Origin of the sequence: Hufsiella arboris (assembly GCF_009834875.1) — a bacterium.
In the GTDB taxonomy this organism is placed as follows: Bacteria; Bacteroidota; Bacteroidia; order Sphingobacteriales; family Sphingobacteriaceae; genus Hufsiella_A; species Hufsiella_A arboris.
In genome coordinates, this window is record NZ_WVHT01000008.1 from 138,595 (window position 1) to 158,497 (window position 19,903).

General features: G+C 41.0%; 22 protein-coding genes. 6 read left to right on the forward strand and 16 right to left on the reverse strand.

The genetic code is table 11. The features are described 5' to 3' along the window. Window positions 1-6: 6 nt before the first annotated feature. From GS399_RS16460 to GS399_RS16470, 3 genes are read right to left on the reverse strand one after another with little or no spacing between them, the layout of a single operon-like run. A complete protein-coding gene (locus GS399_RS16460) occupies window positions 7-690 on the reverse strand; it encodes a cell division ATP-binding protein FtsE (protein WP_160845743.1) in 684 nt (227 codons plus the stop codon). Window position 691: 1 nt separating this feature from the next. Then, window positions 692-895 (reverse strand): fructose-6-phosphate aldolase, encoded by a 204-nt coding sequence (locus GS399_RS16465; RefSeq protein ID WP_160845744.1) that lies wholly within the window; start codon window positions 893-895, stop codon window positions 692-694. A gap of 40 nt (window positions 896-935) precedes the next feature. Continuing rightward, window positions 936-1,952 carry an acyl-CoA reductase gene (locus GS399_RS16470; protein ID WP_160845745.1) on the reverse strand — a complete coding sequence of 339 codons (1,017 nt, stop codon included), beginning with the start codon at window positions 1,950-1,952 and terminating at the stop codon, window positions 936-938. Window positions 1,953-2,057: 105 nt separating this feature from the next. Between GS399_RS16470 and GS399_RS16475 the strand changes: the two genes are divergently transcribed. After that, window positions 2,058-2,408 carry a 4Fe-4S dicluster domain-containing protein gene (locus GS399_RS16475; protein WP_160845746.1) on the forward strand — a complete coding sequence of 117 codons (351 nt, stop codon included), beginning with the start codon at window positions 2,058-2,060 and terminating at the stop codon, window positions 2,406-2,408. 75 nt (window positions 2,409-2,483) lie between these two features. On the opposite strand, the gene GS399_RS16480 is transcribed toward GS399_RS16475, so the two are convergent. Next, complete coding sequence (locus GS399_RS16480) at window positions 2,484-2,633, reverse strand: hypothetical protein (protein ID WP_160845747.1); 150 nt, start codon at window positions 2,631-2,633, stop codon at window positions 2,484-2,486. A gap of 208 nt (window positions 2,634-2,841) precedes the next feature. On the opposite strand from GS399_RS16480, the gene GS399_RS16485 reads away from it, so the two are divergent. Further along, window positions 2,842-3,195: a response regulator gene (locus GS399_RS16485; RefSeq protein WP_160845748.1), complete on the forward strand. Its 354-nt coding sequence runs from the start codon at window positions 2,842-2,844 to the stop codon at window positions 3,193-3,195. Window positions 3,196-3,270: 75 nt separating this feature from the next. Here the strand turns inward: GS399_RS16485 and GS399_RS16490 are convergent, their stop codons facing one another. Continuing rightward, entirely contained in the window at window positions 3,271-3,723 is a 453-nt protein-coding gene (locus GS399_RS16490) for a PA2169 family four-helix-bundle protein (RefSeq protein WP_160845749.1), read from the reverse strand. Between the two features lie 131 nt (window positions 3,724-3,854). Here GS399_RS16490 and GS399_RS16495 point away from each other — a divergent pair, with 131 nt between their 5' ends. Continuing rightward, a complete protein-coding gene (locus GS399_RS16495; RefSeq protein ID WP_237487975.1) occupies window positions 3,855-4,538 on the forward strand; it encodes a lipid-binding SYLF domain-containing protein in 684 nt (227 codons plus the stop codon). Between the two features lie 58 nt (window positions 4,539-4,596). Here GS399_RS16495 and bcp read toward each other — a convergent pair whose 3' ends face one another. The 4 genes from bcp to GS399_RS16515 form a co-directional block, all read right to left on the reverse strand. Next, window positions 4,597-5,058 carry a thioredoxin-dependent thiol peroxidase gene (bcp, locus tag GS399_RS16500; protein WP_160845750.1) on the reverse strand — a complete coding sequence of 154 codons (462 nt, stop codon included), beginning with the start codon at window positions 5,056-5,058 and terminating at the stop codon, window positions 4,597-4,599. Between the two features lie 7 nt (window positions 5,059-5,065). After that, on the reverse strand, window positions 5,066-6,775 hold the full coding sequence (locus GS399_RS16505) for a M23 family metallopeptidase (RefSeq protein ID WP_160845751.1): 1,710 nt from the start codon (window positions 6,773-6,775) through the stop codon (window positions 5,066-5,068). A gap of 5 nt (window positions 6,776-6,780) precedes the next feature. Next, the gene (locus GS399_RS16510) at window positions 6,781-7,392 is read right to left on the reverse strand and encodes a fumarylacetoacetate hydrolase family protein (protein ID WP_160845752.1); all 612 of its coding nucleotides are present in this window, start codon (window positions 7,390-7,392) and stop codon (window positions 6,781-6,783) included. Window positions 7,393-7,461: 69 nt separating this feature from the next. Beyond that, complete coding sequence (locus tag GS399_RS16515; protein ID WP_160845753.1) at window positions 7,462-8,001, reverse strand: T9SS type A sorting domain-containing protein; 540 nt, start codon at window positions 7,999-8,001, stop codon at window positions 7,462-7,464. 198 nt (window positions 8,002-8,199) lie between these two features. On the opposite strand from GS399_RS16515, the gene GS399_RS16520 reads away from it, so the two are divergent. Beyond that, the gene (locus GS399_RS16520) at window positions 8,200-10,149 is read left to right on the forward strand and encodes a KUP/HAK/KT family potassium transporter (RefSeq protein ID WP_160845754.1); all 1,950 of its coding nucleotides are present in this window, start codon (window positions 8,200-8,202) and stop codon (window positions 10,147-10,149) included. Between the two features lie 138 nt (window positions 10,150-10,287). Here GS399_RS16520 and GS399_RS16525 read toward each other — a convergent pair whose 3' ends face one another. The 6 genes from GS399_RS16525 to GS399_RS16550 all read right to left on the reverse strand — a co-directional run bounded on the left by GS399_RS16525 (window position 10,288) and on the right by GS399_RS16550 (window position 16,691). Beyond that, the gene (locus GS399_RS16525; protein WP_160845755.1) at window positions 10,288-12,018 is read right to left on the reverse strand and encodes an APC family permease; all 1,731 of its coding nucleotides are present in this window, start codon (window positions 12,016-12,018) and stop codon (window positions 10,288-10,290) included. A 97-nt stretch (window positions 12,019-12,115) separates the two neighbouring features. Continuing rightward, window positions 12,116-12,778, reverse strand: a complete 663-nt coding sequence (locus GS399_RS16530; protein ID WP_160845756.1) for a hypothetical protein — start codon at window positions 12,776-12,778, stop codon at window positions 12,116-12,118. A gap of 145 nt (window positions 12,779-12,923) precedes the next feature. Then, window positions 12,924-13,751, reverse strand: coding sequence for a 4,5-DOPA-extradiol-dioxygenase (ygiD, locus tag GS399_RS16535; RefSeq protein ID WP_160845757.1), 828 nt, complete (start codon window positions 13,749-13,751; stop codon window positions 12,924-12,926). Between the two features lie 25 nt (window positions 13,752-13,776). After that, on the reverse strand, window positions 13,777-14,430 hold the full coding sequence (locus GS399_RS16540) for an NAD(P)-dependent oxidoreductase (RefSeq protein WP_160845758.1): 654 nt from the start codon (window positions 14,428-14,430) through the stop codon (window positions 13,777-13,779). 37 nt (window positions 14,431-14,467) lie between these two features. After that, a complete protein-coding gene (locus tag GS399_RS16545) occupies window positions 14,468-14,875 on the reverse strand; it encodes an Rrf2 family transcriptional regulator (protein ID WP_160845759.1) in 408 nt (135 codons plus the stop codon). Window positions 14,876-14,981: 106 nt separating this feature from the next. Further along, window positions 14,982-16,691 carry a M3 family oligoendopeptidase gene (locus GS399_RS16550; RefSeq protein ID WP_160845760.1) on the reverse strand — a complete coding sequence of 570 codons (1,710 nt, stop codon included), beginning with the start codon at window positions 16,689-16,691 and terminating at the stop codon, window positions 14,982-14,984. A gap of 471 nt (window positions 16,692-17,162) precedes the next feature. Between GS399_RS16550 and GS399_RS16555 the strand changes: the two genes are divergently transcribed. Further along, window positions 17,163-17,723, forward strand: coding sequence for an SHOCT domain-containing protein (locus GS399_RS16555; RefSeq protein WP_237487976.1), 561 nt, complete (start codon window positions 17,163-17,165; stop codon window positions 17,721-17,723). A gap of 164 nt (window positions 17,724-17,887) precedes the next feature. On the opposite strand, the gene GS399_RS16560 is transcribed toward GS399_RS16555, so the two are convergent. Next, on the reverse strand, window positions 17,888-18,274 hold the full coding sequence (locus GS399_RS16560; RefSeq protein ID WP_160845761.1) for a hypothetical protein: 387 nt from the start codon (window positions 18,272-18,274) through the stop codon (window positions 17,888-17,890). 589 nt (window positions 18,275-18,863) lie between these two features. Between GS399_RS16560 and GS399_RS16565 the strand changes: the two genes are divergently transcribed. Beyond that, complete coding sequence (locus GS399_RS16565; protein ID WP_160845762.1) at window positions 18,864-19,805, forward strand: putative phage abortive infection protein; 942 nt, start codon at window positions 18,864-18,866, stop codon at window positions 19,803-19,805. The last annotated feature ends 98 nt before the right edge of the window (window positions 19,806-19,903 follow it).

Genomic DNA, 19,903 nt, shown 5'->3' on the forward strand with positions numbered 1-19,903 from the left:
CAGTCGTTAAACCAGCGACACATCTTCATGCACAATTCCGTTTTCGCATTTTACAATACGTGACGGGAAGGTTCGTATGATGTGGTAATCATGTGTTGCCATTAATACTGAGGTTCCGCTTTGGCTGATCTGTTTTAGCAGCATAACGATTTCTTCAGAGGTTTCCGGGTCAAGATTTCCGGTTGGCTCGTCCGCAAGGATGATCTCGGGATCATTAAGCAGTGCGCGTGCAATAACAATACGCTGTTGCTCGCCGCCCGAAAGTTCATGCGGCATTTTTTTAAGTTTTGAACGCAGGCCTACTTTTTCAAGAACGTCTTTAATTCGTTCGTCTATAAGCGCCTTGTCAGTCCAGCCGGTGGCTTTCATAACAAAGTTGAGGTTTTGTTCGACTGTCCTGTCGGTTAGTAATTGAAAATCCTGGAAGACAATGCCAAGTTTTCTTCTTAAAAAAGGAACGTCTTTAACTATCAGTTTTTTAAGGTCAAAACCTGCAGCGTGGCCCTCACCGTCAGCAATATGAAGATCGCCATAAATGATTTTCAGCAAACTGCTTTTCCCTGAACCGGTTTGTCCGATTAAGAAAACAAATTCACCTTTTTCTATCTGGAGATTTACATTGCGTAAAACAAGGTGCTTTTGCTGATATATATCTACATTTTGAAGTTTTATTACGGAAGTGCCAATCATGCTAAATGTCGAGTTTTAATATCTGACCGAATGGAAGGTCTTTGATTTTTTGCATTATGTATTCTGTCTTGTCGCCGAGTCCGACTTTTTCCAACGAGCGGTCGGGTCTGTCAACGCGGAAGTACGCTAGTAAAGTAAATTTTTCGTCACGCAACTGCACATAATCTGGGATTTTCGCTACTCCTTTTACTTTAATTACATACATAAGCCTTCAAATTTATGATTTTATGTTTACCGCGGCAATGTTAATTTAACGAGGATAAAAACTCAAGCGTGTTAATGCCGTCCGCATAATCCCAAAGTTTGGGATGCTGACTTTCGCCGGGTTTCACCAGTTGGGGTGTTATGTTTAATCCCGCTGCGCTTACAACTACCTGTATATCATTGGCGAGGAAATTTATTCTGTCCTGGGCTCCGGCAATCGAACTGTAATATTCAAAGTAAACAACTGCCAAGGGAGATGACAGTCTTTCATCCTCTTTTACAAGTAAAAATCCATTATCTAAATGAAGCTCACTATTAACCAGAAAAATCGATTTGTTATAGTCATAGTTGTTGCAATATTTATGATGATTTATAACGGGTTGAAGATGTTCGATCGACTCGAAAAAGAAGTCGAATTTGTAGTTTTCCGGCACAAACAGCTTCGAAACATTTCGGCAGCCAAGCCCGAAATAATCGAAAATATCATGACCGATCCGGCCAAGTTCCTCAGCACTTTCATTGCCGGTTAAAACAGCTACACTGTTTCTGTTTTTACGAATGATATGCGGGTACTTAGCAAAATAATGCTCAAAGTACCTCGAAGTGTTATTACTGCCGGTTGCTATTACCGCGTCGAATTGCTGCAGCCGCTCGGTGTATGAAATTTGGTCGTTAAAACCTGGCTCTATTTTAATCAATTCATTAAGAACGAATGGAATCAATTGCTGGTCATGTGATGAAAGCTTGATAAGCGCTTTATGACCGGCAGCTAATACACATAAAATATCATAGAACCCGACCATTGGAATATTGCCGGCCAATACAAGTCCAACTGTTTTTGGAGTTATTGAGGAGTTATCGTAAGGGGTTAACCACTTAGTTAGATCCTCGTTATTAAGCATTTGTCCGATGTTTTTCACCGAATTCAAGGTGGATTCAAAAGTAAACCAGGCATTCGCATTTTTAGCCTGACTTATGGTAGCTGTTAGATTTTCATCAGGGTTGCTTATCAAACTGCCAAGTTCAGTGAATGCTTTTATACGTTGAGTTAATGTCAAAATCTGATTCGTTAAAGTTAACTGTCCAAAATGTGTTATATTTGCGCAACAGACCGGAATTTCCGGTTTGCAAAAATAACTTTCGAAAAAGACTTTTAGACAGAGATGGCAATTAAAATCACAGATGAGTGCATAAACTGCGGCGCCTGCGAACCCGAATGCCCGAATAATGCCATTTATGACGCTGGTGCGGCTTGGCGGTTTTCGGATGGGACAGCTTTACGTGGAGTAATTGATTTCGGCGACGGTACTACGCTTGATGCAGAAGAAGTTCAGTCGGCAATATCCGATGAAATTTATTATATAGTTTCAGACAAATGTACCGAGTGCGTTGGATTTCATGATGAGCCACAATGTGCAGCTGTATGTCCGGTTGATTGTTGTGTGGATGATGAAGATATCCGTGAGACTAAAGAAGAATTGCTTGCCAAAAAGGCATGGCTACACATGGAATAATTTAAATCAATTGATAACATAAAAAAAGCGGCATATGCCGCTTTTTTCGTTTGTATATAATTTAGCTATGTTTCGTTATGCGATCATTGGCCCGCCTGCATAGGGGTTCAACGGGATTATTTTATGAATAGTATTTTTACAGTTTTTCAACGTAACTTTTAAAGTTTGGTTGATCGTTTTTACTTCGTTATTCGCGCTGTCCTGTAAAATGATAATCTTATTCATAACGTAAATCCTTTCTAACTACTCTTCCAAATTTGTGCCAATAGGAGTTTGGTGAATTAAATGGCTCTGCCGCACTTCGTACGCATTTTTTTGTATTTAATTAAGAACAGCGAGTCGTCGATATGTCTACATAAACACTCAACCTAAGTTAAAAACACGTAAAAACAATTGTTTATCGATTGAAGTATATTGATAAACTAGTTAACCTATGACTGCAAAAAAAATAATGATAATTGAAGATGACAAGGATATACTCGAGATACTCGAACACATTTTAAGCGGACAGGATTACCAGGTGTTCGCTTTTAGCACCGGTCAGCAGATTGATAAAATCAGGGAGATAACTCCTGATCTTATTTTGTGTGATAACTGGCTTCCCGGAACCAGGGGAACGGAGCTTTGCAAGCAACTTAAAGCAAGCGACCTGGCAAATATTCCATTTATTTTGATTTCAACATCCATGAGCTTAACAGAAGAGGCGATTGATTGCGGTGCAGACAGCTATATTCAAAAACCTTTTAACATCAAAGAAGTAATAAGCATTGTAGCTACATATTTGTAACAGCTGCTTTCTTAAAACAGAAAAGGTATCCCTCTCTGGGGATACCTTTTCTGTTTAGTCTTTTTGATTTGGCAATTAAGCTTGATCTCTCAAGGCTTTAATTTTATCATGTGATTGTTTAAGCTGTTGTTGTTGACGTGACACTAACTCGCGAAAGTTGGCGGTTAAATCGTCGTCATCCAACGCTGACTTATACGCTTTTTGAGCCGCGTCTTCACCAAACTCGCAATTCGCTAAAATCGATTTACGGTCATGGCCGGTAAATGCTGCTTTAACGTCCATCCAGGCACGATAGATTTTACCGCTTGTTGTCGTGTCGGTATCCATATCCTCACCAGATGCCTGGATTTCTGTGCCCAGTTCATTTTTGTATTGATGGCTTTCCCGAATCATTTCTGTGAAGATAGTTTTCAGGTCTGCATTATCATCACCTGTTTCACGTATGGCCCGCTCGTAGCCCTCAATTCTGTCGTTATGGATCTGTACCAGATCGTTTAGGGTTTCAATTGATTTTTCTAATGTTGACATAGTATTTTAAATTTATAGATGTTGCTTGAATAACTTTTGCCCTTATATTTTGTTCGTAGAATTTTAACATTTATTTTTCGTTACTATGTCGTTGCCAGAGCGAAGCCACTGGCACACATCTTGATTTAACTATGGAAATTGAAACTATGAAAACAAGCTTTTTTAAAACAGCGGCGCTGTCGCTATCATTAATAACACTGTCTTATGTTGCACCGGCACAGGAAAAACAACAGCAAAAGATTGACGACGCTGTTACCGTTGTCGGCGATTTCAGCAAAATGAGCGAAAGTATCCCGAAGGAGCTGATGAACATGGCTCAGGGAATAATTATCGTTCCGAAGCTCGTTAACGCTGGTTTTGTTGTAGGAGGTAAACGCGGACGCGGCATCGCGATGACTAAAATGGCAAATGGAAGCTGGAGTGACCCTGTATTTGTTACGTTAACAGGTGGAAGTTTTGGATTGCAAGCAGGAGTTCAGTCAGTGGATCTGTTACTGGTTTTCAAGCACAGAAATACGCTGGAAAATATCGGCAACGGCGATTTTACACTAGGCGGTGATATCTCCGCAGCTGCTGGCCCGGTAGGACGCAGTTCAAGCGCCAATACAAATTATAAGTTCGACGCTGAAGTTTACTCATATTCAAGAAGTAAAGGTCTTTTTGCCGGAATCAGCTTAGACGGAACTGATATTTCCGTAGACAAAGATGGTATAAAAGCTTATTATAGCCAGGATATCACGGCCAAAACGCTTTTCTCGGGAACAAGTAAAGCCGCATCAGCGGATAAATTGAAAAAGGGAGTCGCAGCGCTTTAAAGCGTAGCAGGCACACAAAAAACCGCTGTCAACCAGCGGTTTTTTTGTGAAAGATAAATTATTTGGCTAAGTCGAGCACCTGTTGCGAGGAGTTCTTTGTGTCAACTTTATCGATAATCTTTTTAATGATACCGTTTTCATCCAGGACAAACGTTTTTCGCGCGGTTCCCATGTACTTCTTGCCGTACATATTCTTTTCAACCCATACACCGTAGCGTTCAACTATTTCTTTGCTATCATCCGCGATAAGCGTAAATGGTAAATTATACTTATTGACGAACTTTGTATGTGATTTCTCATCGTCAGTGCTTACTCCAATTACTTCAAAGCCATTTCCCTGCAGCGAATGGTAGTTATCTCTGAAGTCACATGCTTCGGCGGTACAGCCAGGGGTATCGTCTTTTGGATAAAAATAAAGGATTACACGTTTGCCGGAAAAATCACTTAGGGAAACTGTTTTTCCGTTCTGATCTTTCGCTGTGAAATCAGGCGCTTTTTCACCTTCTTTTAATTCTGTCATGTATAAATTAATTAAGTGTAAAGTTTGCGGAGTATGATTTGGTGTTGTTTTTTAAATCGGTAACAAGCAACTGAAAGCTATGTTTTCCGGCGATAGTCCGATAGTCAAAATTATGAGTTACAATGTAAGTTTTGGGATCAAACTCCATCAGCACCCATTTGCCATCAATGTATCCGTTATAGGTTTTGATTCCGGCAAGATTGTCGCCGATTCGCAATGTGATTTTCCCTTGTGAAGAAAATACAGAGCCTTCGGAAATACTTATCGGCCGTATGGTAGGTGCTATTGTATCAATCGTGAGGTAGTAATTACCGAAGTTTTTAACGGTAGCTTTGACAAAACCATTTTCAAAATCTCCCGAATAGGCCAAACCACGGGTGTCCATTATTACGACTTTATCGTGTAGTTTTTCGGTTAACAAACTATCGGCACGAATCGAAAGTGTAAACCCGGTATGAATAGGTGTCAGGCGGTTGTGAATATGGCAAACCGGAGAAAAAGCCCGGGCTGGCCGGCTGCTTTCAGAATAAGTCAGGTTTATATCGCTGTAAAGATTGCCTTTTGGGATAAATACCTTTACTTCCGGATTCGAAAATTCATTGTCTGTATTATAAAAAAACTGCTTGACACCTTCAGGAGCCTTAAAGGCAATTTTAGCAGCCGGGTTGTTTTTTATTCTGAATGAAAGGGTGCTTGTATTTCCGGCAACGTCCTTTACGGTATATTTCATATCATGGATGCTATCGTCAGACAATTCGATCAGTCCTCTGTTAACCAGTTTTTTGTAGATCGTTAATGGATTTCCCGGCTCTACGAAACTTTTTTGTATAGTGATACCAGAGTTCAACAGTGTGGGATAATCTATATGAGCGTTAACGGCCCTGCTGTTATTAAAGTAAAATCCCTCGAGCGCTGAAAGATAGATCACTTTTCCATCCAGCGACAATTCAATAGAATAAACTCCATTCTTGCTTCCGCCACTCATGTCAAAGGTATTTATCCCAAACCCGGTTTCACCGCTTATGTTTATTACCGGCGATTGATTAAGATGGTAATTTCCGCCGCTGCCTACGACCTGGAAATATTGCTTGGGCGTTTCAGGACTAAAAGGCAGTCCGTTTAAACGGTACACGTACATCGATGTAATAGTCGGTTTGCTTATGTCGGGAACCTTCAAGCCGAACAATTGGGCGTTGATGGTTTCTTCAGTTTTTGAGTCTCTGATTTCAAAATGAAGATGTGGACCTGCGACCGCCCCCGTCCGTCCAGACCATGCTATTATCTCACCCTTTTTTACCGGGATTTCTATTGGTAATAGCGGAAAGTCGACATCGTATTGTTGCTGACGATACTGGTAACTTCGTAAAGCTTGTAAAATACGTTCATTAAAGCGCTGGAGATGCATATAAACAGTCGAGTAACCATTTGGATGCGTCAGATAAACAATGTTGCCTCCGCCGCCAATTTGTACGCGCAGCCTCGACACATAACCGTCAGCCGGCGCATAAACCGGATAACCTTCACGTTGATTTGTACGATAATCTAATCCGGAATGAAAATGATTTCCACGGATTTCGCCGAATGATCCGGCTAGCGACGGCGCAAGTTCCAGCGGTTTACTAAAATAGTCCTGTGGATAGGATTTGCTTACAGGGATATCCTGTGCAGAGAGATTCAAACTGACCAGGGCAAGAACAGCAATAAAAAGAAAACGCATCGGCCCTACTTAATATAAAAGTCTAACAATTTTGTTGTGCCTAAATAGCCTTCCAAGTGATCTCCAATATTGACTTTGCCAACGCCTTGGGGGGTGCCGGTAAATATGAGATCCCCTTTTTTCAAGGTGATATATTCAGAAACGAAGGCGATAATTTTTTCGAAGGAGAACAAGAGGTCGCGTGTATTGCCTTGCTGTACAGTTTTATTATTGATATCTAGATGAAAATCCAAAGCGTAAAGGTTTTCTATTTCTGTTTTCGGCAAGAAGTTGCTCACAGGCGCCGAATTATCAAATCCTTTGGCAAGTTCCCATGGCAAGCCCTTTTCCTTGTGTTTTTGCTGAATATCGCGCGCAGTGAAGTCTATTCCAAGGCCGACCTGGTCAAAGTAGTTAGCAGCGAACTTTTCGCTTATATGCTTTCCTTCCTTACAAACTTTTAATACTATCTCGATTTCGTGGTGTATATCATTTGAGAAACCCGGATGATAAAAGGGCTTATTGTCCTTTAAAACAGCAGTATCAGGCTTTAAAAAAATAACGGGGATAGTCGGAACGGGATTATTTAATTCTTTTGCGTGTTCGGCATAGTTACGGCCAATAGCGATAATCTTCATGGTTGCGAAAATAAAAATAAAGGTGTTAATGTGCCGGAATAAACAGCACCTTTCCGAAATTGTTACGCCTTATTGAACAGAAATCCGCTTGACAATTGTTTCGTTTCCAACCATCAGACGGATAAAATAGAAACCGCTATTGAGCTTGGACGATATATTGAAGGTGTTCAATTGCTCACCAGACGACGTCCTCTCTGATAATAAAGTAGCGACCTCATTGCCTAACACATCCATGATTTTAATAGTCACGTTTGATTCTTTTGTAACGTGGTATGACAGGTTGATCTGATCTGTAACAGGATTCGGAAAAACTTTTACGTTACTTAAAATTTTGTCATTATCCTGCTGAGGATTTTTTGGCGTAGCACCCGGTAATGTAGATGTTTTAGTATTAAAGGGATTGAAGGGCGTAAAATCAACCCCAACGGTTGTTTTTAAATAAGATGGCTTATTTGGCCGGGTGTCGTATATTTTTCCGTTGTATTTTCCCGCCTGTTTCACTTTGGATGTGTCCCTGGCCTGAAAACTTGTTATAGCCGAAGCTTGTGTGACAGCCAGATGGCACACAAACAATGAGTAAACGAAAACTTTTAAGTAAAATTTTTTCATCAAGCTTATAACACTGCAAAGTTAAAAATAATTATCTGTTGCTCTTTTACGATATAAACTTTTAAAGGTTTTTAACATATTTTAACAATGACCGTGCCGGAAGTTTTTTCGCCACAATTAAAACACCCTTGAAACAAATTAGTTAATTGAATGGCAAACATGTACTTTTGTGCCCGTATTTAACGAACCCTATATATCGTGACAAGTCATAAGGATCTGCACAAGCTTTCTGCCGCAGGCTTACTCATTAGTTTGGGTATTATTTATGGAGATATTGGTACTTCTCCGCTCTATGTTTTCAAAAGTATTATTGGCCCCCAAATAATCAGCCCTGATTTGATTCTCGGCGGATTATCCTGTATTGTATGGACGCTGACGCTTCAGACAACCATAAAATATGTGGTAATCACCTTACGGGCTGATAATAAAGGGGAGGGAGGCATTTTCTCGCTTTTTTCTCTCGTCAGGCGGAAAGCCAAATGGTTAATCATTCCGGCGATGGTTGGAGGCTGCGCGCTTCTGGCTGATGGGATTATCACACCGCCTATTTCTGTTTCATCGGCCATTGAAGGTTTAGCGAGTGTTTACCCGAATATACACCCCGTGCCAATAGTTATCCTGATTTTAACTATTCTTTTCATCGCGCAGCAATTTGGCACCTCGCTGGTTGGAAAAGCATTTGGCCCTATCATGCTCATTTGGTTTTCTATGATGGCCGTACTGGGCATAGGTTACATAATTCAGTTCCCTGTTATTTTAAAAGCACTTAATCCGTACTACGCTTATCATATTTTAAGCACTAGTCCGAACGCTTTTTTTATAATAGGAGGCGTGTTTTTATGTACAACAGGAGCTGAAGCATTGTATTCAGATCTTGGCCATTGCGGTCGTTCAAATATCCGGATTAGCTGGATTTTCGTTAAAACGAGCTTAATACTCAACTATTTCGGGCAGGGAGTATGGCTTTGGCAACACCAGGGATCGACTCTTGGCGACAATGAAAACCCTTTCTACAAGATCATGCCGGATTGGTTTCTTATCCCGGGAATTTGTATAGCGACAAGTGCGGCAATTATCGCCAGCCAGGCGCTGATAACGGGATCGTTCACGTTGATATCGGAGGCCGTCCGCCTAAATTTATGGCCAAAGGTTAAAATTAATTACCCAAGTAATCAAAAGGGACAACTCTATGTACCATCTATGAACTGGCTGTTATGGGCCGGATGTGTCGTAGTTGTGTTGGTTTTCCATGAATCTGCAAACATGGAGGCCGCCTATGGATTATCAATTACGGTTGCGATGCTGATGACGACTATTCTGATGTCGATCTATTTAAAACGCAAAAAATTCCCGACGTATTTGGTTGGCTTGTTTGTAATCGTTTACGGTATTCTTGAGCTGACGTTCTTCGCGGGAAATATGACTAAAATCCTTCATGGCGGTTGGTTTACCATTATGCTGGGATCTATTTTGTTTTCGGTAATGTGGGCATGGTCATCAGCGAGGAAGATTAAGAACCGGTATGTGCGGTTTGTTGAAATTGAAGATTATTACTCGATCATCAGCGAGCTTAGCGAGGACAATTCTATACCAAAATATGCGTCCCAGCTTGTTTATTTAACCAGCGCTAATTTTAAGTCGGAGATTGAATCGAAGATTATGTATTCAATCCTTCAAAAGAATCCAAAGCGTGCGGATGTTTACTGGCTGGTACACGTAGACGTAATGGACGAACCTTATACAAAAGAATACATTGTAGATGAGCTGGTTCCTGATAAGCTGATCCGTGTTGATTTCAAGCTCGGATTCAGGGTTGAGCAGCGTATCAATATTTTATTCCGGGCTGTTGTGGAAGAGCTGGTCAGAAATGGCGAGGTTAATATAACAAGTCGTTATGAATCCCTGAAAAAACACAAGATCGTCGGTGATTTCCAGTTTGTATTGTTAGAAAAAGTGCTTTCAAAGGCTAATAATCTAAGCTTCATTGAGCGCTTTACGATGGATTATTACTTCATTCTAAAACGATTCTCTTTATCCGAAGAGCGTGGTTTTGGCCTTGATCTTAGCTTTGTAACGGTTGAACAGGTTCCGCTGGTTGTGACCACCACAGAAAACGTAGAATTGAAGCGAATTAAGATAACGGACTAAAAGAACTAATAAGCAGGTAGCTGTTATTGCTAATATCGCTAAAAAAAACAACCCGGCGTTTCTAGAAAACGTCGGGTTGTTTTTTGTAAAACGTTGTGTCGTTTTGCTGGAAACAACGCGTTGTTTTTAAATCTATATTTAAGCAATTTCAGTAGCTTGTTTGTTCAGCTTACTATTCTTGTAGCTGTAGCTGAAATAGACCACCAATCCGATCCCAAGCCATATCAGGAAACGAAGCCAGTTAGTATAACCTAGTTCGGTCATCAGGTAAAAGCAGCTTAATAATCCCAGTACAGGTATCAGCGAAAGCTTATTTTTGAAGCTCGCTACTGCTATAGCTGCCGAAAGAATAATAAACAGAAAATAAGGCAACCTGTCTTTGTATCCATGCCAGCCACCGGAGAAATCTGCAAGTTGGGCAAAACCATTTCTGAAGATGATTATTCCGATTACAAACAGCGCCGGTACGATATATTGCGAATTAATATAGGGAATACGGAATTTACCTTTTGTCGCAGTTTCGTCTTTAGGAAGAAGCAAAACGCCGCCGCAAACTAATACAAAGGCAAACAAAGTTCCGATACTCGTTAAGTCTGTAACCTCTGTAAGATTCATAAATAAAGCAGGTACAGCAACTACTATCCCGGTTACAATTGTCGAAAAAGACGGTGTTTTAAACTTAGGATGTATTTTAGAAAAAGCCTTTGGAAGTAAACCATCCCGGCTCATGCTCATCCAGATACGCGGCTGCCCCATTTGAAAAATTAACAGCACGCTCGCCGTTGCGATAACTGCACTTACAGAAATTACGTAACTGATATTTTTCAACCCAACTTTTTGAAACACGAAAGCTAATGGATCGCCAACCTGCAGGTCTTTATAGTTCACCATTCCGGTCAATACCAACGCGATCAGGATATATAAAATCGTACAGATAATTAACGAATAGATCATTCCCTTTGGCAGGTCCCGTTGCGGATTTTCACATTCTTCGGCAGTGGTTGAAATCGCGTCAAAACCGATATATGCGAAGAAAACTCCGGATACTCCTTTCATAACCCCACTAAATCCATTCGGAAGAAAAGGACTCCAGTTAGCGGGAGTAATGTAAAAGGCGCCTAAAACGATAACAGCGAGCACAACGCCAATTTTCAAAAGAACCATCGCATTGGTTACGCGTTTGGTTTCGCGGATCCCGATATAAACCAACCATGTAATTAAGGCGACGATCAATAAAGCAGGAATATCGGCAATAAAACGAAAGCCACCGATATTTGGCGCGCTGCTCCATGCGGCAGATTCCAGCTTAAGCTTGTTTGTGATTTCCGAAAGCTGGCCGGATGTGGTTAGTTCCTGTAATTTTTCGTGGCCGCGGTAAGCTGAAAGGTAATCCATCGTCAGGTACGGCGCGACATGAATGTTAAATCCTTCAAGCAGATTGGTAAAATACTCGCTCCAAGAAATTGCTACCGCGATGTTGCCGATAGCATATTCCATAAGTAAATCCCAGCCGATGATCCAAGCTATAAGTTCGCCGAATGAGGCATATGCATACGTGTAAGCGCTTCCCGAAACAGGAACCCTTGAAGCAAACTCAGCATAACACATGGCCGAAAACCCACACGTTATAGCGGTAAGTACAAAAAGAATGGCAACTCCGGGACCGCCGTTGAAAGAAGCTTCGCCGATGGTTGAAAATATTCCTGCACCTACAACTGCCGCGATACCCATGAGGGTCAGGTCCCTTGTCCGAAGTACCTTGCGTAAATGAGGCTCTTCTGCATGTGGGTTTTCGCCGTCGCTGAAACCGTTTTGTGCATCAGAAAGTATTGTCGCTATTGATTTCTTCCGAAAAAAGTTTTTCGCCATGCCTGATTGTGATAAACCGGATTATGTCTATCCTTCAAACATACAGAATTTTTGTATTTCTTGCTGCTTATAAGTTTAAAGCCACTATTTTCAATTGTTAAGCTGTCTTTTTCTTTCTTCGGCTTATCAAAATTGAAACAATGATCAATATTATAACTACAACTGCTCCAATTACTATATAAATTGTTTTTGGTTTGGTATCTTTGGCCGTAGCTTTTTCTGTTGTAAACTGACTTTGAACGGTTGGATTAGAACTTGCTTTGATCGATTTGAAAAAGTCTGCCTGTTCAGCAACTGCCAGATCTTTATGAATATCTTCATACAAATACTCGAACGTGTACGTCGCGCAGTTTTCGTGGATAATTCTGAAATCCCGAAGCTGTTTTCCTGATCCGCTGTCAACTTCCATTGTGAAATCCTTTACTTTCAGGTTGCCGATCATTGAATCCTTCTCGTCGCGGATAACTGCGCCGGGAGCCGAACCGCTCACTCGTTTCAGATAATTGTCGTAATATTTTTTGAGGTGACGTTCTTTTTCGATGTCAGGAGTTTTAGTCGGATTATCCGGAACTTTGATAACCATAATATTTCCGTAAGTAGTTACGGCTGTATATATTTCCTGGCCTAAAGTGTCTTTTTTACTGCGTACAACCGGTAATGAAACCGACATTACACTATCTAATTTTACTTCTTCCCACTTTTGTGCGAATGCGGTATGTGCTGCCACGAAGGCGCAGACGGTGAAAATTAATTTCTTCATATTGATAGTTTAGGCTTTAAACCTGAAAATCCGATGAATGTTTTAACACCTGCCTTCACAGCGTTAAAACAGCAGCAATTTGAATGTTCGTTGCATAGGTTGTCAAGAAAGTACAACAAATCAAGCAGATTATTTTCTGGCAGCTCTAACCCAGCTTAACTGATGTCATAGTCAGCGAACCGCCTACCGCTTTATCATTGAAAAATGAAATTTCGTCCGAATCTTTTTGTAAGCCGAGCGAATATAGCAGAGGAAGATAATGCTCCGGTGTAGGTATAGCGAGATTGCCGGCATGCCCGAGTTTTTCATAATCTATTAAAGGAGCATGAGTTTTCGAGGAAATTAGCTTTTTGAATTGTTCATTTAAATCGAGCGCCCAGTCATAACCGCCGCCGTTTATCATTGGCCAGGATATCATGCGGAGATTGTGAACCATGTTGCCGCTACCTAAAATTAAGACGCCTTTTTTTCGCAGGACTGAAAGCTGCCCGGCAAGATCATAGTGATACCGGGGGCCTTTCGAATAATCAATGCTCAACTGCAAAACCGGTATGTCAGCCTCAGGAAACATATGTTTTACAACGGTCCATGCACCGTGGTCCAGGCCCCAATCGTGATCAAGGCCCACCTGCACAGGCGATAAGAGTTTAGCCGTTTCGGCAGCTAAAACCGGATCACCGGGTGCAGGATAAACCGTATTTTCCAGTTCCTTGGGGAAACCATAAAAATCATGAATAGTCGGAGGATTGTCCATCGCCGTAATAAAGGTGCCGTTAGTAAACCAATGGGCCGAAACCACCAGAACGGCTTTTGGCCGAGGTATTTCTATAGCCAGTTCTTTCCAGCGATTGCTAAACTCATTATTTTCAATGCCGTTCATGGGTGAGCCATGGCCGATAAACAGAACCGGCATCAGTTTGCTTTGGTCCTTGAAAGAAGCAGCGAACCTATTTAAGTCGGCCAGGTTATTCATAATATTTTGATCGTATCAGTTTACTCTAGTAGGCTGCGGTAAAACGCTGTTTAATATGTTTCGGGTTTTCCGCCTCATCCAAAATTGCAACGGCAAGATCTTCAACCGACAGAATACTCCTGTTATTTTCGTTAAAAACAGGATTATCCAAGCCGGTGCGATACTTTCCTGTCTTACCAATAGAAATGCCCTGGTGCATTTCAATTGCCGGACTAAAAAACGTCCAGTCCAGATCTTGTTCTTCTTTAATATCAGCCAGATAATCTCTGACAGCGCTGGCAGCAACTTTATATTCTTTCGGAAATTCGGGCGTATCGACCAATTGAACACCGGGCGCTATTTCCAGGCTGCCTGCTCCGCCAATGGTAATAAATCTTTTCACACCGGCTTCCTTAACTTCCGCCTGGATGGCTTTTGAGCCTTCGATGATTTCCTGTGCGATATTCTCACTATGCCATCCCGGGTTGTAAGCGCTTATTACGATATCAGAACCTTTAACTAAACCGGCGATTTCTGATTTCTTAAAAACATCACCTTTTTCTGCTTTCAAATTGGTGTTTTGTACAGTTATTTTTTCAGGATTGCGAACAATAGCCGTAACCTCATGTCCACGCTCTAATGCCTCATTTAAAATTGCTGAGCCAACAAAACCTGAGGCTCCGATCAATGCTATTTTCATCGTTTTATTATTATGTAAGTTATTTTGTGACAGTATTCTAAATAAATTTACCACAAAAATCTTCCAGCGATTGTGCCTGCAAATCTGAGAGGAATGCCGCCTCAGCGCGCTGGCTGATTTTATTAATATGGTGGTTAAACTGATTCCCAACCGGGCACTTTGGATTCGTATTATTAAATCTTCCGAGTATATTAGAGGGCGAAACACCGCGAAAAATGTCCGATAGCGTTATGTCCGAAGGTGCCTTTCCGAGCGAATAGCCGCCGTTTTTGCCTTGCTTGCTTTTTATCAGGCCAAGTTTGGTTAAAGCGCCGATTTCCTTCCTAACTAACACCGGATTGATGTTGATGCTGCCTGCTATATAATCCGACGACAACGGCCGATCATTCTCAAGGCAAAGCAGCGTGAGTATATGTAACGACGTTGAAAATCTGTTGTTGTTCATAATTGTAATAAATTTTATTACAATTCAAAAGTAAGACTTTGGATCATGTTGGAAATAAAAAAAAGCCTGAAAAAATCAGGCTTTACTTCTTGGTGACATTTGGATATTAGTCCTGCAGCTTTTCCAGTTCATCTTTTATAAACTGGGCCAGCTCTTCCACATACTCCACGCTGAAATTGAATTCAACGCCGGCGGTTTCATATATCTCTTTGATGGTTTTTGTATAACCCAGTTTCAGAGCGTTCAAATAATTTTCAATTCCCTGCTGCGGGTTCTCTTTGTAATTTTTCCAAACGGCAATCGCACCAAGCTGCGCAATGCCATATTCGATGTAATAAAAAGGCACTTCAAAAATATGCAGCTGCTTTTGCCAAAGATTTAATTCCGCTTCTTCCAGACCGGTCCATTCGGCGAAATTATGGCCGAAACGTTCGAATATTTGTTTCCAGGCAGCTTCACGCTGTTCATTGGTATGTTCTGGATTAGTATAGATCCAGTGCTGAAACTGATCGACAACGGCGACCCAGGGCAGGGTTTTCAATACGTCTTTCAGTTGATCGCGTTTTGCACGTTTCAGGTCCTCGGCATTATCGAAATAAACGTTCCATTTATCCATGGAAATTAACTCCATACTCATTGAAGCCAGTTCTGCAACTTCGCTCGGCAGATGTTTAAAGTCGTTCAATTCAAGGTTGGAAGAAATAAATGTATGAACGGCGTGGCCTCCTTCATGAACCATCGTTGTCAGATCGCGGAAAGTATTCGCCGAGTTCATGAAAATGAACGGCGCTCCGGTTTCGGCCAAAGGATAATTATAACCTCCCGGCGCTTTTCCTTTGCGGCTTTCCACGTCGAACAGGTTATTTTCCTTCATGATCTGCAGGCGTTCGCCAATATAAGGATGCAGTTCGTTGAAACATTGAATGGATTTGTCGACCAACTCCTGGCCGTTGGCAAAAGGCTTAAGGGCAGGCTTGCCCGAAGAGTCCACATCCAGGTCCCAGGGTTTTAACGTTTCCAGTCCAAGTGCCTCCTTGCGTTTGTCGGCTTGTTCCTGTAAAATTGGTACGATCTCTTTTTCAATCGCTTCATGGAATTGGTAACAATCCTGGGGAGTATAGTCGAAGCGTCCCAGGGCCTGGAACATATAATCACGGAAGTTTTCAAAACCGGCGTTTAACGCAACCTGGTGCCGCAGTTTTAACAGGCTGTTGAACAGGTCGTTTAATTTGTTTTTTTCCTGCATGCGACGAGCGGTAATGGCTTCCCATGCCTTTTGCCTTTTATTCCGGTCAACGTCTTTAAGAAAAACGGCTGCCTGTTCAAGGGTGTATTCCTGGCCATCGATTGTAACGCTCATGGCGCCGCTAATTGCCTGGTACTGCTGTTGTTCAACCTGTATCTGCGTTAGCAAAGGAATATTCTCCTCCCTGAAAAGTTCCAGCGCTTTCTTAACGCCGCGTTTGTAAATGAAATATTTTGATTCGTCGAGCTGTTCGCTGTATTCGCTGTCGATAAACTTTTTGTTTAAATCATTCGAAACAGGGGCGATCTTTGGCTCAATCTCAGTAGCGAAATATTGAAAGCTTTTAACGAGTTCCTCGTTGGCCGTATCGCAGGTCATGCGGATGTAGCGCCAGGCAAAATCTTCTTCGATCGCTGCTTCTAGCTCACTTCGGTCGCGAAGCCATTTTTCTAATTCTTCAGCCGATTCGATCGGTCTGCTTTGCAGTTCGGCGAACAGGGGTTCCAAATTATCCCATGTCATTTCGAAACTTTCCGGAATATATGTGCGTGCTTTTTTCTGAATTATCATGTTGCTAAGTTAGCTGATCAGATAGTATAAAAAAGTTTCGCCTTTAAAGTTTACGCTTTTTTGAACATTGTTTCGGGAAATAATCCTGCCTGGAAAGCGTCTTGCCGGACTTGAACAGGCACCGATGAGATTGCCCAAAGTAACTGGAAAAAAAAGAATGTTTTCAGTTTATATTTTGAAAACGAACGGCATCTTGCGTGGCATCTGTAGCCCTGCTGTTGCTGCAAGTTTTTTGTGAACGTGGTTACATACCTGAAAGTAGCTGCTACAAAAAAGCTTTCCGCGTCCATCAGGTTTATTGCACAGCGGATTGTGCTTCATGGCGACAGGGGAATGAGGTGATTCCTTTCAATTTTCTCCCTTGAATTATGTGATTACATTATTGACTCAGTAAGGGTGTATCATAAAATATTTTAGCCTGTTAAACTTCTTAAGATTTAATAAATTTGCGCCAACGTTATAATTATATAAATGAATAAATTTTTACTCACAGTTCTCGGAACTACATTTTCAATCTTAGGATATGCCCAAGACGAACTACCTAAAATTGTAAACGATACTTTATTCACAACAAGTGGCTATAAAATCGTTAAAGACCAAGAAGTTAAAATTGGAGTTGGAACAATGCCTGACGGCGACTTTAAGTTTATTAGAACAAATTCTGCCTCTTTAATGAACTATACGTCAACTTCTGGATATCAAGGTCTGGCAAATCAAGCAAACGCCCTTCCAAGATCCAGCGCCAGCACTCATATGAAAGTGATCCGTTTAGAAAAAAGAGGAAGCGAAAAAAGGGGGTTTGTTTATTATTTGGTTTTAGGCGGAGGAATAAGACGTGAAGTGGATGTTGAAAACGCAATATCCTCAGGTGAATTAGTTGTGCCTGCCGAATTTAAAACGGGTAACAAAACGGCAACAAATGGTAGTCCAAGTCCTGCAGACGAAATAAAAAAATATAAAGAATTGCTTGATTCTGGCGCAATTACACAAGACGAGTATAATGCAAAGAAAAAGCAATTGCTAGGAATATAAGTTGCCACGCTCTTCGAAGTGTTAAGCTTAGCGTCACTTCGAAGTTTCAATTAATAAGAGGTCTCCGACCTCATATGCTCACCATTATTAATCGTATCGTCCCGCTACGACTCTGCAAAAATTAATCAAACAAAAAAGCCGCTCATTCAAGCGGCTCTTTCTTTTTACTTCGCAGTTTCTACAACTTTTTCTTTCCCGGGTCTCGGCGATTCCACCACATCAAAGCCCCAGTCGCCGATCTTTTTCGGATTTTTCGTATTCAGGGCCTTAAGCAGGCTGCGGGTCGATTTAACAATATCCGCAACGTCTGCAACTAGCGCGTTACGTTCCGCGAAGGCTTTTTCCGACTGCCGTTTTAAGGCTTCGGCTTCGTTGTGTTTAGCAAGCGCTTGCTGAATTCCCGGACCGATCGTATCCCAGCTATACTCCTGGAGGGAGTTTAACGGACTGGAACCACCATCGGCCTGGTGCTTTTGATAAATGAGGTTTGCTAAATTCAGCAATTCTTCAATGTTGGCCGGTACGGCCACGCGAGGGTTTTTGTTACTCATCGTTTTTAGTTTAGGTTAATTAGTGAACTTGAATATATGAAATTTTCACAAAAACAAATACAATACGATAATTTAAATACTTGTCGGAAAACGCTTTTCGTATATTCGCAATTGATTTTTGCGATTGACCAATTATAGTTATTTGAAAACAACACATCTTACGAGCATTCCGATATAAGCGAGGATGATTGAAAAAGTTTCGTGATGACTGAAAACAGGGTTTCATTGATGAGATAGGAGTTTTCATCGTTCAAAACTGTGTTTTCACTGATGAAAAGAGTGTTCTCACTATTCAAAACAGAGTTTTCATTGTTCAAAACAGAGTTTTCATCGTTCAAAACAATGTTCTCACTGTTCAAAACAGTGTTTTAAGTGATGAGATCGGTGTTTCAAGTGTTGAAGAGGGTGCGTGCATTACTGAAAAATATGCAGATTTCAGATCTGCAATTATCAATAGTTCGAGATGCGCAAGCTTAACATCTTGAACAGTCCGAACTTAACACATCTCGAACAGCTTTAATAACCTGTATTATCGCTGACTAGATAATAGGGTTTCTCAATTTATATATTTAAAGGTGATAATTTGATTATGAAAAAATTCAGTTTGCCCGTCATCTTTGGCTTTTCGCTAGCCGGAATTGGATTAGTATTGATTGTAATCTTTAGCTTCTCAGATGCATTTAACGATGGCAGTTGGACGTTGAATGCCGAAAATGCAGACAATTATGGTGGATTCATAGGTGGTTTGATCGGTCCTATATTTTCATTAGCAGGCTTTTTACTCCTTTATGAAACAATCGTGGCCCAAAGGTTGAGTTTTGACAGGCAACAACGATTGTTTGAGATACAGCAATTCGAGACAAAAGTCTTTGACCTTATCCATATTCATCGAGATAATGTTTCCCAAATGGTTCATCGTGTTCCATGGGATGACAATAACTATTATGAAAAAGCAAGAGTTTTTATCGAAATGAGATCGCAATTCTCAAGTCTTTTTAAAATTGTAAAGGCAGCAATCGACAAAGCTGTTACCATTTCTGTCGATAATAAAGAAAAAGCATCGATCAATATTGCTTACTTAATTTTATTCTTCGGTGTATCAAAGGCGACTCGCCCAGATTTGGAACACTTTCTTTCAAAGTACGGTTATGATAAACCCTTGACTGATCCAATTATCTCTAAGATTTACCTAAAGAAAACAAAATATAACAGCAAAACCGTTTATTACGGAGGTCATCAGGTCAGGCTAGGGCACTATTTTCGACATTTATTTCAGACCGTCAGGTTTGTTGATAAAGCTACTTTCTTAGAGCCTCCTCAGAGATATGAATATGTGAAAACTTTACGAGCTCAATTGACACAATATGAGTTGGGTATTTTCTTTCTAAACTCTTTATCAATTGGTGATGAATGGGAAAAAAATAAATACATCACGACTTACGAAATGATAAAAAATTTACCGAAGAATTTTATAGAGGACATCAATCCAAAGGATTATTATAGAGATTTTAAGTATGAATGGGAAAAGTAACCATCTGGAGCGCAATATGGTTAAAGCAAGGAGTTGATTATTATTCGGGGCTACACAAACGTCCCGCTTGTGGTTAACATCAACAACTTGCTTACTCA

Bases quoted from the DNA above. Each gene is read 5' to 3' on its own strand.
- GS399_RS16490 (WP_160845749.1), bottom strand. From the start codon at position 3,723: ATGTCAACATTAGAAAAATCAATTGAAACCCTAAACGATCTGGTACAG.
- GS399_RS16550 (WP_160845760.1), bottom strand. From the start codon at position 16,691: ATGATAATTCAGAAAAAAGCACGCACATATATTCCGGAAAGTTTCGAA.
- GS399_RS16475 (WP_160845746.1), top strand. From the start codon at position 2,058: ATGGCAATTAAAATCACAGATGAGTGCATAAACTGCGGCGCCTGCGAA.
- ygiD (WP_160845757.1), bottom strand. From the start codon at position 13,751: ATGAATAACCTGGCCGACTTAAATAGGTTCGCTGCTTCTTTCAAGGAC.
- GS399_RS16480 (WP_160845747.1), bottom strand. From the start codon at position 2,633: ATGAATAAGATTATCATTTTACAGGACAGCGCGAATAACGAAGTAAAA.
- GS399_RS16505 (WP_160845751.1), bottom strand. From the start codon at position 6,775: ATGCGTTTTCTTTTTATTGCTGTTCTTGCCCTGGTCAGTTTGAATCTC.
- GS399_RS16540 (WP_160845758.1), bottom strand. From the start codon at position 14,430: ATGAAAATAGCATTGATCGGAGCCTCAGGTTTTGTTGGCTCAGCAATT.
- GS399_RS16525 (WP_160845755.1), bottom strand. From the start codon at position 12,018: ATGGCGAAAAACTTTTTTCGGAAGAAATCAATAGCGACAATACTTTCT.
- bcp (WP_160845750.1), bottom strand. From the start codon at position 5,058: ATGACAGAATTAAAAGAAGGTGAAAAAGCGCCTGATTTCACAGCGAAA.
- GS399_RS16560 (WP_160845761.1), bottom strand. From the start codon at position 18,274: ATGAGTAACAAAAACCCTCGCGTGGCCGTACCGGCCAACATTGAAGAA.
- GS399_RS16515 (WP_160845753.1), bottom strand. From the start codon at position 8,001: ATGAAAAAATTTTACTTAAAAGTTTTCGTTTACTCATTGTTTGTGTGC.
- GS399_RS16555 (WP_237487976.1), top strand. From the start codon at position 17,163: ATGAATAAATTTTTACTCACAGTTCTCGGAACTACATTTTCAATCTTA.
- GS399_RS16460 (WP_160845743.1), bottom strand. From the start codon at position 690: ATGATTGGCACTTCCGTAATAAAACTTCAAAATGTAGATATATATCAG.
- GS399_RS16465 (WP_160845744.1), bottom strand. From the start codon at position 895: ATGTATGTAATTAAAGTAAAAGGAGTAGCGAAAATCCCAGATTATGTG.
- GS399_RS16565 (WP_160845762.1), top strand. From the start codon at position 18,864: ATGAAAAAATTCAGTTTGCCCGTCATCTTTGGCTTTTCGCTAGCCGGA.
- GS399_RS16495 (WP_237487975.1), top strand. From the start codon at position 3,855: ATGGAAATTGAAACTATGAAAACAAGCTTTTTTAAAACAGCGGCGCTG.
- GS399_RS16510 (WP_160845752.1), bottom strand. From the start codon at position 7,392: ATGAAGATTATCGCTATTGGCCGTAACTATGCCGAACACGCAAAAGAA.
- GS399_RS16530 (WP_160845756.1), bottom strand. From the start codon at position 12,778: ATGAAGAAATTAATTTTCACCGTCTGCGCCTTCGTGGCAGCACATACC.
- GS399_RS16545 (WP_160845759.1), bottom strand. From the start codon at position 14,875: ATGAACAACAACAGATTTTCAACGTCGTTACATATACTCACGCTGCTT.
- GS399_RS16485 (WP_160845748.1), top strand. From the start codon at position 2,842: ATGACTGCAAAAAAAATAATGATAATTGAAGATGACAAGGATATACTC.